The sequence below is a fragment of the Geodermatophilus sp. SYSU D01106 genome (assembly GCF_054049995.1).
The window spans coordinates 192,253-206,793 of record NZ_JBJGYM010000007.1; the positions used below are offsets into that span (position 1 = coordinate 192,253).

A 14,541-nucleotide genomic window follows, 5' to 3' on the forward strand; every position below is an offset into this window, starting at 1 on the left:
GGCCTCAGCGCGGCGCCGCGCCCTCCAGCACCCGGTGCGGATCGGCGTCGGCGGCCAGTGCGGCGAGCCGATCCCGGACGGCGGGCGTCGGCGTCCGGGCCAGCACGTCGGGCACCGCGGCGAAGCCGTGCGCGGGCTCCCGGCCGCCCAGGTCGGCGCCGAACGCGGCCGCGACGTCGTCGGTGCAGGCGCGGGTGGCCGCGCGGTCCTCGCTGCCGGCGCCGCCGGTCACGAGCACCGCCAGCCGCGCGTCGCGGTGGCAGACCGCGCTCGGCCGCTCGGGCACCCACCCGAGCGCACCGCCGAGTAGCCGCAGCTCCACCGTGCGGGGGCGGCTGCCGCGCACCGCCCGCAGCACGGCGCCGGCGCCGTCGTCGGGCAGCCGGTCGGCCAGCAGCGAGGAGCCCGGGTCCGTCACCTGCTGCGGCGTGGCCAGCCCGGCCGGGCCGCGCGGCGCGATCTCGGAGTCCAGCGGCCGGCCGCCGGCGGCCAGCGGGCCGAGCAGCCCGTCGAGCACGGCGACGCCGTCCTCCGGGTCCCCCGCCCAGGCGAAGCGCACGGCCACGCCGCCCTCCCCCTGCCGCGGCCGGGACAGCACCAGCGAGGTGCCGGCCTGCGCGGGCAGCGTCGCGGTCCAGGCGCGCCAGGCGTCGAGCACCCGCGCGGCGTCCCCGGGCGCCCAGCGCAGCTGCCCGCCGTAGCGCGGCCCCGCGGCGAGCAGGTCCAGCTCGACGGCGGTGACCACGCCCAGCGCCGCACCGCCGCCGCGCAGGCCCCAGAACAGCTCCGGCTCGTCGTCCGGCGTCACCCGGCGCAGCGCGCCGTCGCCGGTGACCACCTCGACGGCGCGGACGCGGTCGGCGGCCAGCCCGTACGTGCGCGCGAGCGGGCCGACGCCGCCGCCGGTGACCGTGTCCGCCACCCGCTCGGAGGCCGAGCCACCGGTCAGCGGCGTGAGGCCGTGCCGGCCGGCCACACCGGCGAGCTCGCGCCAGCTCACCCCCGCCCCCACCCGGGCCCAGCCGGCCGGGGAGACGGTGACCTGCGCGAGCCGGTCGGGATCGACGGTCAGCCGCCGCGCCGGCCCGCCGGGACGGCCGGGCCTCCCGGCTGCGCCCGGCCCGCCGGACCGGCCCGGCCCCCGGACGGCGAGCGCCACCCCGTGCCGGCCGGCCAGCCGCACGGCGGCGACGACGTCGGACACCTCGGCGACCTGGACCATCGCGCCGGCGGCGCCGGCCCCCTCGGTCAGCCGGGCGCCGTGCGACAGGCGGGAGCGCAGCGTCGCGGTCAGGTCGGGCGGCAGGGCGGGCGGGGCGGCGGTCGCGGACGTCACTGTCTCTCCAGGGTGCAGGGGTGCGGTGCGGGGAGAGCGTCGGCCGCCGTCCTTGGTGTGTCCTTGGTGCGCGCTTGGGTGCCTGCTCACGGGCGCGGACCCGGAGGTCACGGAACGGACGAGGGACGCAGCGGAGGGCACCACGCGCGGGTTCCGGAACCTAGGCTGCGCCGCGATGTCCGCGACCTCGTTCCGCGTGCTCGGCCCCGTGGAGGTCCGGCGCGACGGCTCCCTCCTCGCCCCCCAGTCCCCCAAGCACCGGGCGGTGCTCGCCGCGCTGCTCCTCGACCCCGGCCGCACGGTGCCGGTCGACCTGCTCGTCGACCGGGTGTGGAGCGGCAACCCGCCCGCCGCGGTGTCGGCGACGCTGCAGTCGATCGTGTCCCGGCTGCGCCGCGAGCTCGAGCCCGACGTGACCGGCGGCCGCTGGACGGTGCTGGTCACCCGGGAGCCCGGCTACCGGCTGGAGGTGGCGCCGGAGGACGTCGACGCCGTCCGGTTCGTGCAGCTCCTGCGCACCGCCCGCGACCTCGCCGCCCGCGACGAGCCGGCGGCCGCCCGCGAGGCGGTCACCGAGGGCCTGGCGCTGTGGCGGGGCCCGGCCTACGCCGACGTGTCGGCGACGTTCGCCGCCGAGGAGTCCGAGCGGCTGGAGCAGCTGCGGCTGGCCGCCCGCGAGCTCGCCGCCGAGCTGGACCTGCGGCTGGGCCGGCACGCCGAGATCGTCGACGACGTCCGGGAGCTGCTGCGCGCCGAGCCGCTGCGCGAGGGCCTGCGCGGCTCGCTGATGCTCGCGCTGTACCGCTGCGGCCGGCAGGCGGAGGCCCTGGAGGTCTATGAGGAGGGGCGGCGGCTGCTCGCCGACGGCCTCGGCGTCGACCCCGGCCGGCCGCTGCAGTCGCTCTACGCGCAGATCCTCCGGCAGGACCCGGCGCTGGCCGGGTCGGGCACGGTCCGGCCGGCGCCCGCCGCGGCCCCGGAGCCCGCACCGGCCCCCGAGCGGCCCGCCGCCCGCCCGCTGCCGCCGCTGCCGGTCCCGCTGACGGCGTTCGTCGGCCGGGAGCGCGAGCTCGCGCAGCTCGGCGCCGCGCTGGCCGGCCCGCGGCTGGTCACGCTCGTCGGACCCGGTGGCAGCGGCAAGACGCGGCTGGCGCTGGAGGCCGCCCGCCGCCGCCCGGCCGGGGCGCCGCCGGCGGTGCTGGTGGAGCTGGCCGGCGTCACCGACCCCGACCTGGTGGCCGCGCAGGTGGCCGGCGTCCTCGGCGTCACCCTCGCCGGCGGCGACCCGCTCGGCGCGGTCGCCACCGCGCTGCAGGACCGGCCGCTGCTGCTGGTCCTCGACAACTGCGAGCACGTGGTGGAGGCGGCGGCGACCGCCTGCGCGGAGCTGCTGCCGCGCTGCCCCGAGCTGCGGGTGCTGGCCACCTCGCGGGAGCCGCTGGGCCTGCCCGGCGAGGCGGTGCTGCCCTGCGGGCCCATGCCGGCCGGCGCCCCGGGGAGCGACGCCGAGCAGCTGTTCCTCGACCGCGCCCGGCTGGTCGCCCCGCACCTGGCCGACCCGTCGGAGGACGACCTGCGGCAGGTCCGCGAGCTGGTGGCCGCCCTGGACGGGCTGCCGCTGGCCGTCGAGCTGGCCGCCGCCTGCCTGACCACGCTGCCGCTGGCGGAGGTGGCCGGCCGGGTCGACGACCGGTTCGCGCTGCTGTCCGGCGGCTGGCGCACCGCCGTGCCGCACCAGCGCACGCTCGCGGCCACCGTGCAGTGGAGCGTCGACCTGCTCTCCCCGCCCGAGCTCGCCGTCTACCGCGCCGTCGCCGTGCTGCCGGGCACGTTCGGGCCCGACCTGGTCGAGGCCGTGGCCGGTCCCGAGGTCGACGGCGGCGCGCTGGAGCTGCTGCGGGTGCTGGTGGCCAAGTCGCTGGTGGAGCTCGACCACGGCGCCGGGCGCTACCGGATGCTCGAGACGCTGCGCCAGTACGCCGAGCAGGGCCTCGACGACGCCTCCGGCCGGCGGCTGCGCGACCGGCTCACCCGCTTCGCCGTCGACCTGACCGAGCGGCTCGAGCCCACGCTGCGCCGTCCCGAGTGGACCGCCAGCGCCCGCCGGCTCGACGCCGAGCAGCCCGCCCTGCGCGCCGCGCTCGGGCACGCGCTGGCCACCGGGCAGGGCGAGGCCGCGCTGCGGATCGGGTCGGCGCTGTCGTGGTGGTGGTACCGCCGCGGGCACGTGGCCGAGGGCCGCCGCTGGCTGGCCGCCGCCCTGGACGCGACCCCGGGCGCGCCGGCGTCCGTGCGCAGCGGCGCGCTGCTCGGCGACGCGCTGCTGGCCTACCTGTCCGGGGACGTCGCCTCGATCTGGGCGCGCACCAACGAGATCGTCGACGTCGCCGACGACGGGTCCGACGGCGTGCTGGCCCTCGCGCTGGTGCTGCGCGGCTTCGTGCGGGCCCTGCTCGGCCAGGCCGACCCCGACGGGCAGACGCCCAAGGACATCGCCCGCGGCCTCGAGCTCGCGCAGGCGTCGGGCATCGAGTGGGTGCAGGCCGAGATCGCGATGACGCTCGGCCAGTTCTCCCGCGTGGCCGGGGACGTCCCGGGCGCGCTGGAGCACCTCGGCCGGGCCGAGCAGCTCGCGCTGGGGCTGGGTCACTCGTGGGCGCACTCGTCGGTGCTGTGGATCCGGGCGAAGGTGCTCACGGACGCCGGCCGCGCGGACGAGGCGCTGGCCGACCTGTGGCGGATGGTCGACCTGACCCACCGCGAGGGCGACGCCACCGGCACCCTGGCGGGGCTGCTCGCCGCGGTCGGCGCGGCCACGGCGTCCGGCGACGCGTGGGCCGGCGGGGTGCTGCTCGGCGCGGTGCAGGCCAACGCCCGGCTGGTCGGCTACGACCCGCTGCGGATGGACCCGATGGACGGGCAGCGCTACGTGGCCGCCACCCAGGCGGCGCTGCCGGCCGACGACCTGGTGGCCGCGCAGGCCGAGGGCGCGGCGCTGGACGCGGGCGGTGCGGTGGCGCTGGTCGGCCGGCTGGCGGGCGCGACCGTCTGAGTCACGGGCGCAGCCCGGCGTAGAGCCGGGCGAGGTCGGGCAGCTGGTGGTGGGCGTTGAGGCCGCTGGGGTTGGGCAGCACCCAGGTCTGCGCCCCCGCCAGCGACTCCTCCTGCCGGCCCCACCCGGCGCGCGGGCGGCCGGTGGCCAGCCGCCAGGCGGTGACGCCGAGGACCGCCAGCACCCGCGGCCGGTACTCCGCCACCAGGGCGGTGAGCGACCGCAGCCCGTCGCGCAGCTCCTCGGGCGTGAGCTCGGCGGCGGTGCGGGTGGGCCGGTCGGCGAGGTTGGTGACGCCGAGGCCGTACCGCGGCAGCTCGCCGTCCTCCTCCGGCGCCAGCCGCCGCGGCGTGAGCCCGGCCAGGTGCAGCGCCGGCCAGAACCGGTTGCCCGGCCGGGCGAAGTGGTGGCCCCGCTCGGCCGACAGCAGCGACGGGTTGATCCCGCAGAACAGGACGTCGAGGCCGGGGGCGACGACGTCGCGCAGCGGCTTGGCCCGCGCTCCGGTCCCCATGCCCGGGGAGTCTCCCCGCGCGGGCGCCTGCGAGCATCGCCCGGTGCGGGGACGGGGGGATGCGGCGCTGCCGCGCGAGGTGGGCGTGCTGGCCGTCGTCGCGTTCGTCGTGGCGCTGGGGTTCGGCATCGTCGCCCCGGCGATCCCGCTGTTCACCCGCGCCTTCGGCGTGGGGACGACGGCCGTCGGGCTCGCGGTGAGCGCCTTCGCCTTCTTCCGCTTCGTCTCGGCGTTCGGCGGCGGGTCGCTGGTCGAGCGGCTCGGCGAGCGGGTGGTGCTGGCGTCCGGCCTGGCGATCGTCGCGCTGACCACCGGCGCGGCGGGCCTGGCGACGTCGTTCCCGGTGTTCCTCGTGCTGCGCGCCGCGGGCGGGGTGGGCAGCGCGATGTTCACCGTCGCGGCGCTGGCGCTGCTGCTGCGGGTGGCGCCGCCGACCCACCGCGGCCGCGCCGCCGCCACCTACCAGGGCGGCTTCATCCTCGGCGGCATCGCGGGGCCGGCGGCCGGCGGGCTGCTCACCGAGGTGTCGCCGCGGCTGCCGTTCTTCCTCTACGCGGCGGCCCTGCTGGTGGCCGGCGCCGTCGCGCTCGTCCTGCTCCGCGCCCCGGCCGGCGCGCCCGCCCCGGCTCCCGATCCGACCGCGCCGGACGCCCTGCCGCTGCGCGCGGCGCTGCGCTCGCGGGCCTACGTGGCGGCGCTGGTCGCCAACCTCGGCGTCGGCTGGGTGCTGTTCGGGGTGCGCAACTCGCTGGTGCCGCTGTACGTGACCGAGGAGCTGGGCCGCGGCGCCGCCTGGGCCGGGGCGGGCCTGCTGGCGGGCTCGGCGGCACAGGCGCTGGCGCTGCTGCGCTCGGGCCGGCTGGCCGACACCTGGGGACGGCGGCCGGCGCTCCTGCTCGGGTCGGCCACCGGCACCGCGGCGCTGGCGCTGCTCGTGCTGCCCCCGCAGACCGGCGTCTTCCTGCTCTCGATGGCCACCTATGGCCTGGCCGCGGCGCTGCTGGCCAGCGTGCCGGCGGCGCTGGTGGGCGACGTGAGCCCCGCCCGCGGCGGCCGGGTGGTGGCGGTGTTCCAGATGTCGGCCGACCTGGGCGCCGTCGCCGGGCCGCTGGTGGCCGGCTGGCTGACCGACGTCGCCTCCTACCAGGTGGCGTTCGGGGTCAGCACCGCGGTGGTGGCCGCCGGACTCGTGGCGGCCCTGGCCCTCCCGCGGCGCTGACCCCGGACGGGGTCCCGGCCGACCCGGGTCAGCGCAGCCGCAGCACCTCCTGCGCCCGGGCCGCCATGCCGGCCTCGCCGAGGGCGTTGGGGTGCACGATCACCGCGTTGGTGCCCTGCAGCACCGGCTCCACCCAGCGCACGCCCAGCGGCGCGCACGCGTCCCGGCCCTCGGAGACCTGCGCGAGGTCGACGAAGGTCACGCCGGTCTCCCGCGCCGCGCGCGCGACGGCGTCGTTGAGGGTCGCCTGCAGCGAGCGCAGGTAGGGGACGTCGCCGGTGGCCACCTGCATGCGGTCGAAGCAGCCGCCGGACGCCGGGAGGATCCACGGGTAGCCGAGGATCGCCACCCGCGCCCGCGGGGCCGCCTCGCGCACCGCGCTCAGCGCCCGCACCAGCGCCGGGTAGGTGGTGGTGCGCACCGTGTCCTCGAAGGAGCTGCCGTAGGTGTCGCGGCAGGGGCTGCCCTGGCCGAGCGTGAGCAGGCCGGCGGCGGAGCAGCGCAGGATCGACTGGATGAACACGCCGCTGTCGTTGCCGCCGATGGTCATGGTGACCAGGTCGGTCTCCGCCGACAGCGCCTCCAGCTGCGGCGGCACGCCCGGGTGCTGCGCCTCGAAGTAGTCGTTCGTGTCGGCGCCGCCGCAGGTGACGTCGGTCAGCCGGGCGCCGATCGCCTGCGCCAGCACGTGCGGGTAGTTGCGGGTCGACCGCAGGCACTGCGGCGCGGCGGTGGGGTCCGGCGGCAGGACCCCGGACGCCGCGCTGTAGGAGTCCCCGAGGGCGACGTAGTCCAGGGGCTCGCGCGGCGGCGGGGCGGCCGCCGCGGGCGGGACCAGGAGGACGACGCCGGCGAGGGCGGCGAACAGGACGGCGATCAGGCGGCGCAAGCGGACCACTCCATCGGGGCCGAGGGACGACGACGCCGTGCTCAACGACGGCGACCCGATCGGGTGACGGCGCTCACCTCCCGACCGCGTCGAGACCGGCGGTGTCGACCCCGGTGTCGACACCGGCGGCGGCCAGCACCTCGCGCGCCCGGACGTCGAGCCGCTCCTGCGTCAGCCCGGGCTCCCGCAGCTCCGCGTACGCCGCGGCGAGCACCGCGTTCGGCACGGTGAACTCCAGCGCGATGCCGTCGGGGTCGCGCAGGTTGAGGTGCCAGCCGAAGGGCATCTCCCGGATCGGCGTGTACGTCGCGCCCATGGCCGCCAGCTGCGCCTCCCGGGCCCGCAGCTCCGCCAGGGAGCCGCAGGCGAGGCCGACGTGGTCGAGGCCGGTGCGCCGCTCGTCGAAGCGGCCGCCCGCACCCCCGTTGAGGGCCAGCGACAGCGTGAACCCGCTGGCCGGGTGGACGAGCACCCGCACGGTCCCGAAGTCGGCCAGCCGGAGCAGGCCGAGCAGCTCGCCGTAGAAGCGCTGGCTCGCGTCGAGGTCGGTCACCGTGAGGGTCAGGTGGTCGACGGCGGGGGCGGTCACCGGGCGCCCCGCGGCGGCCGCGGCAGCGGGTACAGCGGCGCCCCGAACAGGCGCGCGAGACACCTCAGCTGCAGCGTGAGCGGCGATAGGGTCCGGCCCGGTGTCGTGGTCATGGCGTCCTCCCGAGGGTCTCCTGCCGGACGAGCGTGCGGCCGGCGGGCGAGCGGTCGCGTCGGGGAGAACCCCCGACCTCGTGGGCCGCGCGGCGGAGGTCGGCCGCCTCGACCGGCTCCTGGACGGCGCCCGCTCGGGCCGCGCCGGGCTGCTCGTGGTCGAGGGCGGGCCCGGCGTCGGCAAGACCGCCCTGCTGCGCTCCGCGACCGCCCGAGCGACGGGCTTCGGCCGGGTCTCCGCCCGCGGCATCGAGTCCGACGCGGCGCTGCCGCACGCCGTCCTCGGCGAGCTGCTGACGCCGCTGCGGCCGCTGCTCGGGGAGGTCCCGGCCGGCCAGGCGGCCGCGCTGGCCGCCGCCCTCGGCTGGGGCCCGGCCGGCGTCCCGGGCGACCGGCACCTCGTCGCCGCGGGCACCCTGTCTCTGCTCGCCGCGGCCGCCGCGGAGGCCCCGCTGCTGGTGACCGTCGACGACCTCCAGTGGGCCGATCCGCAGTCGGCCGGGGCCGTCCTGTTCGCCGCGCGCCGGATGCACGCCGACCGGGTCGCCGTCGTCGTCACCCGGCGCCCCGGGCCGGAGCCCGTCGCCGGCGACGACGTCCTGCGCCTGGCCGACCTCGGCCCCGACGCCGTCCCGGACCTGCTGGCCGACACCGTCGCCGGGCCGGTCGCCCGCCGGCTCGCCGCCCGGCTCGGCGGCAACCCGCTCGCGCTCCGGGAGGTGGCCGCGGCGCTGTCCCCGGCACAGCGGTCCGGTGCGGAGCCGCTGCCCGCCGAGCTGCCGGCCGGCCCGGGGCTCTCCGGCGCGTTCGGGCCCGAGCTGGCCGCACTGCCCGCGGGCGCGCGGCAGGCGGTGCTGTTGGTGGCCGCCTCCCAGGACGGCCGCGCCGCCACGGTGGCCGCCGCCCTGGCCCGGGCGGGGCTGGACGCCGACGCGGCCCTCGACGAGGCCGAGCGGCGCGGCGTCCTCGTGCGGTCCGGCGGGGTGCTCGACCTGCGGCACCCGCTGCTGCGCGGCCTCGCGTGGGGCCGGGCCTCCCCGGCGGAGCGGCGCCGCGCGCACCGGCTGCTCGCCGAGGCCACTCCCGACGGCGACGAGGTCGCCCGCACCTGGCACCGGGCGCTGGCCACCACCGGCCCCGACGAGGCCCTGGCCGGCGAGCTCGCGGCCGTGGCCGGCCGGGCGCGGGAGCGCCGCGGCTTCGCCGCCTCCTCGGCCGCCCTGGAGCGGGCCGCCGCGCTCACCGGCGACGCCGCCCGCGCCGCCGCGCTGCTCGCCGGGGCCGTCCGGGACGCGGCGCTCGGCGGGGACGCGGCGCGCGCCCGCTCCCTGGGGGACGCCGTCCTGCGGGGCCCGGCCGCCCCGGCCGTCCGCGGCGAGGTGCTGGCCGTGCTCGGCCGGGTCGAGCAGGACACCGGCTCGGTGCCCGCCGCCCGCGACCTGCTCGAGGCCGCGGCCGGGCTCGCGGAGGGCCGCACCGCGATCTGGGCGCTCACCGACCTCGCCGTCGTCGGGCACCGGCTGGGTGACGTCGCCGGCATCCGGGCGGCGGCCCGGCGCGCGGCCGCCGTCGCGGACGACGCCGACCCGCTGCAGCGCGCGCTCGCCGCGTGGGTCGCCGGGCTCGCCGCGGTGTCCGGAGGGGACCCCGACGCCGGCCGGGCGCTGCTGCAGCGGTCGGTGCGCACGATGGAGGAGACGGCGGGGCTGCGCGCGGAGGCCCGGCTGCTCCCCCTGCTGGTGCTGGCCGTCGGGTGGGTCGCCGACCCCCTGACCCTCGTGCCGGTGGTCGAGCGGCGGGTGCGCGAGGCGCGGGCCGCCGGGGCGCTCGGGGTCCTGGTCGCGGTGCTGGCGATGACCGCGCACGGCCGGGTGCAGCTGCTCGGCGACCACGCGGGCGCCTTCGCCGACGCCGGGGAGTCCGTCGAGCTCGCCGAACAGCTGGGGTACGTCGCGGACGCCGCGCCGGCGCACGAGCTGCTCGCCTGGGAGTACGCCGCCCGCGGACGGCACGACGACGCCGAGCGGCACCTCGGGCGGGCCCGCGAGCTCGTCGTCCGGGCCGGGACGGCCGGCGTCGCCGCGCACCTCGCCCTGTCCGCCGCCGCCTGCGCGCTGTGCCGCGGGGACCTCGTCACGACGGCGCGGCTGCTGGAGGAGCGGCTGGCCGCCGACGGCGGCAGCGGCGCGCTCGGCGAACCGCTCGGGGTGGCGCCGCTGCTGGTGGAGGCGTGGACGGGGCTCGGGCGGCGGGCCGAGGCCGCCGGGCTCGCCGCCGACTACGCCGCCGTGTCGCGCTCCCCCTCCCCGGCCACCGCGGCGCTCGTGACCCGCTGCCGCGCCCTGACCTGCCCCGACGACGACGCGGCGGTCACCCTGTTCCGGGACGCGCTGGCCGCGCACGCCGCCGGGCCCGACCGGTTCGAGGAGCCGCACACCCGGCTGCTGCTCGGCGAGCGGCTGCGCCGGGCCGGCCGCCGGGTGGCCGCCCGCGAGGAGCTCGCCGCGGCCGCCGACGCGTTCGCGGCGATGGAGCTGACGGCCTGGGCCCGGCGGGCGGAGGAGGAGCTGCGGGCCACCGGGCGGACCGCGCGGCCCCGCCGGCCGCTGCCGGAGGAGCCGCTGACCCCGCAGGAGGTGCGGATCGCCGCGCTGGCGGCCGGCGGCGCCTCCAACCGCGAGATCGCCGCGGAGCTGTTCCTCAGTCCGAAGACCGTGGAGCACCACCTGACCGGCGTCTACCGCAAGCGGGGCCTGCGCTCCCGCGTCCAGCTGGCCCGGCTGTTCCCGCCCGGCTGAGCGCCGGGCCGGAGGGTGCCCGGGGGGACGGTCAGCGGGGCGTCCCGCCGAGCCGGCCGGAGAGGCGCTCGACCGCCTCGTCGACCCGGCGCGGCTGCTCGCCCGGAGCCAGGGGCACCGGCGGCGTCAGCACCCACAGGGCGGCGTAGAGGACGATCCCGGCGCCGCCGGCGAGGGTCAGCGCGACGAACAGGACGCGCCACAGCACCGTGTCGACGCCGGTGTAGTCGGCGAGGCCGGCGCTGACGCCGCCGAGCATCGCGCCGGACCGGGCGCGGCGGAGCTCGCGGCGGGGGGTCGGGGGGAGGGCGGTCTGCGGTGTCGATGTCATGTCCCGAGCCTGCCGCCGGGCGCACCGGCGGGGTATCCGGCGATCCCCTGGACCGACCCGGGTCCGCGCGCTCCGGGGATGCCCGGGCGCTCCCCCGACGGGACACTCCGTCCATGGCCGACGCCTCCGGCACCGGCGTCGCGCACGACGCCTCGTCCCCCCACCGGATCCCGCCCCGGGGCTGGCTCCAGGTGCTGCGCCGGTCGCTGCGCCAGGCGTTCGGCGAGCGGCTGATGGTGCAGGTGTCCGCCGTCGCCTTCTTCGCGCTGCTGTCGATCGCGCCGGTGCTGGTGACGGCGCTGTCGATCTACGGCGCCCTCAACTCCCCCGCCTCGGCGCTGCGCCAGCTCTCGGACATGGCCGCGGTGCTGCCCGACGACCTCGAGCCGCTCGTCGCCGACCAGCTCACCACGATCACCACCGCGTCCGGCCAGGTGCTCACCCTCCGCGGGCTCACCGGGCTGGCGGCCGCGCTGTGGACGGCGACGACGGCGGCCACCTACCTGGTCGACGCGCTGACGCTGGCCTACCACGAGCGCGAGACCCGGGGCGTGCTGCGCCGCAGCGGGCTGGGCCTCCTCCTCGTGCTGGGCGGGGCGGTGCTACTGGGTGCGGCCATCGCCGTGCGCGGGCTGGTGGCGTCGGTCCTGTCCGCCGCGCCCCGCGCGGTGCGGGACCTGGAGCCGCTGCTGGTCTGGGCCGGCGTCGCCGCGCTCATGGTGGTGGTGTGCGCGGTGCTCTACCGGGTCGGTCCCGACCGGCGGCAGGCGCGGTGGCGGTGGATCAGCGGGGGTGCGGTGCTGGCGACCGGCCTGTGGGTGGCGACGTCGCTGGCGCTGTTCGCCTACGTGCAGGGCCTCGGCGACTACACCGCGACCTACGGCTCCCTGGCCGGCGTGGCGATCAGCATGGTGTGGCTGTGGCTGAGCGTGTTCCTGGTCGTGCTCGGCGCGGTGGTCAACGCCGAGGCCGAGCGGCAGACCGGGCGGGACTCGACCGTCGGGCCCGACCGGCCGCTGGGCGAGCGGGGCGCCGTCGTCGCCGACAGCGCCCCGCCCTACCCGGAGGACGCCTGAGCGATCAGGAGGAGGCCACCTGCGGGGCCACCTCGGTGCCGAGCAGCTCGATGCCGCGCAGCAGGTCGGCGTGGGCGAGCCGGGGGTTGGTCATCTGGATCGAGACCCGGTCGACGCCGCCGAGCTGGCCGGAGATGCGCACCAGCTTCTCGGCCACGGTGTCCGGGTCACCCATGAAGAAGGCCCCGTTCGGCCCGCTGGTGGCGTCGAACTGGGCACGGGTCGGCGGGGCGAAGCCGCGCTCGCGGGAGACCTTCGTGAACATCTCGTGCCAGCCCGGGTACACGGTGTCGGCGGCGGCCTTCGTGCTGTCGGCGACGAAGCCGAAGACGTGCAGCCCCACTTGCAGCCGCTCGGGCGCGTGGCCGGCCCGCTCGCCGGCCTGGCGGTAGAGGTCGACGAGCGGCGCGAACTGGCGGGGCTCGCCGCCGATGATCGCGACCATCAGCGGCAGGCCGAGCAGCCCGGCGCGGACGAAGGACGTCGGGGTGCCGCCGACGCCGACCCACACCGGCAGCGGGGCCTGCAGCGGGCGCGGGTAGACGCCCTGGCCGGTGAGCGCGGGGCGGTGCCGGCCCGACCAGGTGACCCGCTCGGACTCGCGGATGCGCAGGAGCAGGTCGAGCTTCTCGTCGAACAGCTCGTCGTAGTCGGCCAGCGACAGGCCGAACAGCGGGAACGCCTCGGTGAACGAGCCGCGGCCGACGACGAGGTCGATGCGGCCCCGGCTGATCAGGTCGAGCGTGGCGAACTGCTGGAAGACGCGGACCGGGTCGGCGGCCGAGAGCACGGTGACGGCGCTGCCGAGCCGGATGCGCGAGGTGCGGGCGGCCGCGGCGGCGAGGATGACCGGCGGCGCGGAGTCGTAGTACTCGGGGCGGTGGTGCTCGCCGATGCCGAAGGAGTACAGACCCACCCGGTCGGCGGTCTCGATCTCCTCGAGCAGGTCGGCCATGCGCTCCTCGGGCCCGACGGCCCGCCCGGTGGACGGGTCCGTCACCGCCGCCACGAAGCTGTCGACGCCCAGGTGCACGGCGCTCCTCCTCCGGTCGCGCGGGGCACCCGCCCCGCTGTCGTCAAACGTTCAACCACAGTGAACCAGGGTGGTGTCCCGGACCTTCCCCGGAGACGACGGCGCCCCTCCGGCCGGGGGAGCCGGAGGGGCGCGTCGGGCAGTCGAGAGGCCGCGACGGAGAGGGTCAGAAGCCGGCCTGGCTGACCCCGTACTCGGCCTGCTCAGCGGTGAAGCCCTCGAACTCCAGCTGCTGGACGAGCCCGGACCGCGAGAACGAGGTGAACTCGAGGTACTCGCGCGCCGACTGGGCGGCCTGGTCGTTCCAGTCGACACCCAGGCTGTCGACCGCCCAGGTCGCATCGGCGGTCGAGTAGCCCTCGAACTCCAGCTGCTCGATGAGCCCGGACCGCGAGAACGACGTGAACGCGAGGTAGTCGCTCGCCGACCCCTGCGCGTTCCGCTGCCCCATCGTCAGGTCCGGCACCGGAGCCGGAGCCGGCACAGGTGCAGGTGCAGGTGCCGGTGCAGGTGCAGGTGCGGTCGTGCGGGTTCCGGTGGGGGCCGGCGCCGGGACGGTCGCGGAGGGCGTCGGCACGGTGGTCGGGGCGACGACGTCGGCCTGCGATGCCGGGGCGGAGGGGGTGGTCGGCACGGGCGCCGAGGTCGTCGTCACGGACGCACTGGAGCCGGAGGCCGCCGAGGTGGTGCCGGCGTCCTTCCCCGGGCTGACCGCCGCACCGAGCACGGCCAGCGCCAGCACCCCCGCGGGGATGGCGTAGCGCTTGCGCCGGTACCAGGGAGCGGTCGACGCCGACGGTCCCGTGCCGGTCGGGACGGGCGGCTGCCACGCGCCGGGCGGCCCCGCGGGAGGCGGCGGGAGGGGCGGGGTACCGAACTGCTGCGTCGCCCAGCCGTGCGGCGGCGCGCCGAACTGGTGTGCTCCCCCGGGCTGGTGTGGCGCCCCCGGGTGCTGCGGTGCGCCGAACGACTGCGGCGCAGTGAACGGCGGCGCGCCGAACGGCGGCGGCGGTGCGTGGGGCGGCAGCGGGGGGAAGGCGGCCGTCGGCCGGTCGTCCGCCGTCGGCACAGGTCCCGGCGGGGCGTCCTGTGGAGCGCCGTCGTACTGGGGCCACGCCCCGTCGTGCTGTGTCACCTGAGGACTCCTGCGTCGTCGAGGACCGCCACATCTGCGTTCCCGCCGAGTATCGGAACGCGGGGTGCGTCCTTGACCCCAGTCAGGCGCGGACCCGAGTCCTGCTCCCCGGAGACGACGGCGCCCCTCCGGCCGGGGGAGCCGGAGGGGCGCGTCGGGCAGTGCGGTGGAGCGACGTGCGGTGGAGCGACGTGCGGTCAGGCGGCGTGCGTGCGGGCGTCGTCGTCCGCGCGCGGGCGCGGCACCGCCGGGCGGTCCTGCCGTCCGGCCCGCAGGCCGGCGAGGTGCCAGGAGGTGCAGTCGGGGCAGCTGGCGATCCAGACGTGCCGGGGGTGGCGGTGGCAGACGGCGCGGTCGGCCGCGGGAGCGGCCGGGGTGCTGGTCATGGCGCGTTCTTCCTGTGCCGCCCCGTCGGGCGGCTCGTGACTCGTGGGACGGCTGGTGCAACGCCGTCAC

The 14,541-nt window shown here is 78.7% G+C and carries 13 protein-coding genes; 5 read left to right on the forward strand and 8 right to left on the reverse strand.

Annotation, left to right across the window (positions count from 1 at the left end; all coding sequences use genetic code 11):
- Nucleotides 1-4: 4 nt before the first annotated feature.
- Complete coding sequence (locus ACI78R_RS10375; RefSeq protein WP_457040654.1) at nucleotides 5-1,336, reverse strand: FAD-binding oxidoreductase; 1,332 nt, start codon at nucleotides 1,334-1,336, stop codon at nucleotides 5-7.
- 175 nt (nucleotides 1,337-1,511) lie between these two features.
- Here ACI78R_RS10375 and ACI78R_RS10380 point away from each other — a divergent pair, with 175 nt between their 5' ends.
- A complete protein-coding gene (locus ACI78R_RS10380) occupies nucleotides 1,512-4,388 on the forward strand; it encodes a BTAD domain-containing putative transcriptional regulator (RefSeq protein WP_457040655.1) in 2,877 nt (958 codons plus the stop codon).
- 1 nt (nucleotide 4,389) lies between these two features.
- On the opposite strand, the gene mug is transcribed toward ACI78R_RS10380, so the two are convergent.
- On the reverse strand, nucleotides 4,390-4,902 hold the full coding sequence (gene mug / locus ACI78R_RS10385; RefSeq protein ID WP_073420032.1) for a G/U mismatch-specific DNA glycosylase: 513 nt from the start codon (nucleotides 4,900-4,902) through the stop codon (nucleotides 4,390-4,392).
- A 43-nt stretch (nucleotides 4,903-4,945) separates the two neighbouring features.
- Between mug and ACI78R_RS10390 the strand changes: the two genes are divergently transcribed.
- Nucleotides 4,946-6,121 carry an MFS transporter gene (locus ACI78R_RS10390; protein ID WP_454555821.1) on the forward strand — a complete coding sequence of 392 codons (1,176 nt, stop codon included), beginning with the start codon at nucleotides 4,946-4,948 and terminating at the stop codon, nucleotides 6,119-6,121.
- Nucleotides 6,122-6,149: 28 nt separating this feature from the next.
- Here ACI78R_RS10390 and ACI78R_RS10395 read toward each other — a convergent pair whose 3' ends face one another.
- Nucleotides 6,150-7,010 (reverse strand): SGNH/GDSL hydrolase family protein, encoded by an 861-nt coding sequence (locus ACI78R_RS10395; protein ID WP_457040656.1) that lies wholly within the window; start codon nucleotides 7,008-7,010, stop codon nucleotides 6,150-6,152.
- A gap of 73 nt (nucleotides 7,011-7,083) precedes the next feature.
- Nucleotides 7,084-7,599, reverse strand: a complete 516-nt coding sequence (locus ACI78R_RS10400; protein WP_457040657.1) for a VOC family protein — start codon at nucleotides 7,597-7,599, stop codon at nucleotides 7,084-7,086.
- Between the two features lie 193 nt (nucleotides 7,600-7,792).
- Here ACI78R_RS10400 and ACI78R_RS10405 point away from each other — a divergent pair, with 193 nt between their 5' ends.
- The gene (locus tag ACI78R_RS10405; RefSeq protein WP_457040658.1) at nucleotides 7,793-10,510 is read left to right on the forward strand and encodes an AAA family ATPase; all 2,718 of its coding nucleotides are present in this window, start codon (nucleotides 7,793-7,795) and stop codon (nucleotides 10,508-10,510) included.
- 31 nt (nucleotides 10,511-10,541) lie between these two features.
- Here the strand turns inward: ACI78R_RS10405 and ACI78R_RS10410 are convergent, their stop codons facing one another.
- On the reverse strand, nucleotides 10,542-10,841 hold the full coding sequence (locus ACI78R_RS10410; RefSeq protein ID WP_073420035.1) for a PspC domain-containing protein: 300 nt from the start codon (nucleotides 10,839-10,841) through the stop codon (nucleotides 10,542-10,544).
- A 113-nt stretch (nucleotides 10,842-10,954) separates the two neighbouring features.
- On the opposite strand from ACI78R_RS10410, the gene ACI78R_RS10415 reads away from it, so the two are divergent.
- Entirely contained in the window at nucleotides 10,955-11,917 is a 963-nt protein-coding gene (locus ACI78R_RS10415) for a YihY/virulence factor BrkB family protein (protein ID WP_073420036.1), read from the forward strand.
- Nucleotides 11,918-11,921: 4 nt separating this feature from the next.
- Here the strand turns inward: ACI78R_RS10415 and ACI78R_RS10420 are convergent, their stop codons facing one another.
- Together ACI78R_RS10420 and ACI78R_RS10425 are read right to left on the reverse strand one after the other, a co-directional pair.
- On the reverse strand, nucleotides 11,922-12,950 hold the full coding sequence (locus tag ACI78R_RS10420) for an LLM class flavin-dependent oxidoreductase (protein ID WP_457040659.1): 1,029 nt from the start codon (nucleotides 12,948-12,950) through the stop codon (nucleotides 11,922-11,924).
- Between the two features lie 166 nt (nucleotides 12,951-13,116).
- Entirely contained in the window at nucleotides 13,117-13,401 is a 285-nt protein-coding gene (locus tag ACI78R_RS10425) for an Ltp family lipoprotein (RefSeq protein ID WP_457040660.1), read from the reverse strand.
- Nucleotides 13,402-13,474: 73 nt separating this feature from the next.
- Between ACI78R_RS10425 and ACI78R_RS10430 the strand changes: the two genes are divergently transcribed.
- Nucleotides 13,475-13,711 carry a hypothetical protein gene (locus ACI78R_RS10430; RefSeq protein ID WP_457040661.1) on the forward strand — a complete coding sequence of 79 codons (237 nt, stop codon included), beginning with the start codon at nucleotides 13,475-13,477 and terminating at the stop codon, nucleotides 13,709-13,711.
- Nucleotides 13,712-14,282: 571 nt separating this feature from the next.
- On the opposite strand, the gene ACI78R_RS10435 is transcribed toward ACI78R_RS10430, so the two are convergent.
- Entirely contained in the window at nucleotides 14,283-14,471 is a 189-nt protein-coding gene (locus ACI78R_RS10435; protein WP_457040662.1) for a hypothetical protein, read from the reverse strand.
- Between the last annotated feature and the right edge of the window lie 70 nt (nucleotides 14,472-14,541).

Excerpts from the sequence above, each read along its gene's own strand:
- ACI78R_RS10435 (WP_457040662.1), bottom strand. The coding sequence starts at position 14,471 with ATGACCAGCACCCCGGCCGCTCCCGCGGCCGACCGCGCCGTCTGCCAC.
- ACI78R_RS10410 (WP_073420035.1), bottom strand. The coding sequence starts at position 10,841 with ATGACATCGACACCGCAGACCGCCCTCCCCCCGACCCCCCGCCGCGAG.
- ACI78R_RS10415 (WP_073420036.1), top strand. The coding sequence starts at position 10,955 with ATGGCCGACGCCTCCGGCACCGGCGTCGCGCACGACGCCTCGTCCCCC.
- mug (WP_073420032.1), bottom strand. The coding sequence starts at position 4,902 with ATGGGGACCGGAGCGCGGGCCAAGCCGCTGCGCGACGTCGTCGCCCCC.
- ACI78R_RS10425 (WP_457040660.1), bottom strand. The coding sequence starts at position 13,401 with ATGGGGCAGCGGAACGCGCAGGGGTCGGCGAGCGACTACCTCGCGTTC.
- ACI78R_RS10380 (WP_457040655.1), top strand. The coding sequence starts at position 1,512 with ATGTCCGCGACCTCGTTCCGCGTGCTCGGCCCCGTGGAGGTCCGGCGC.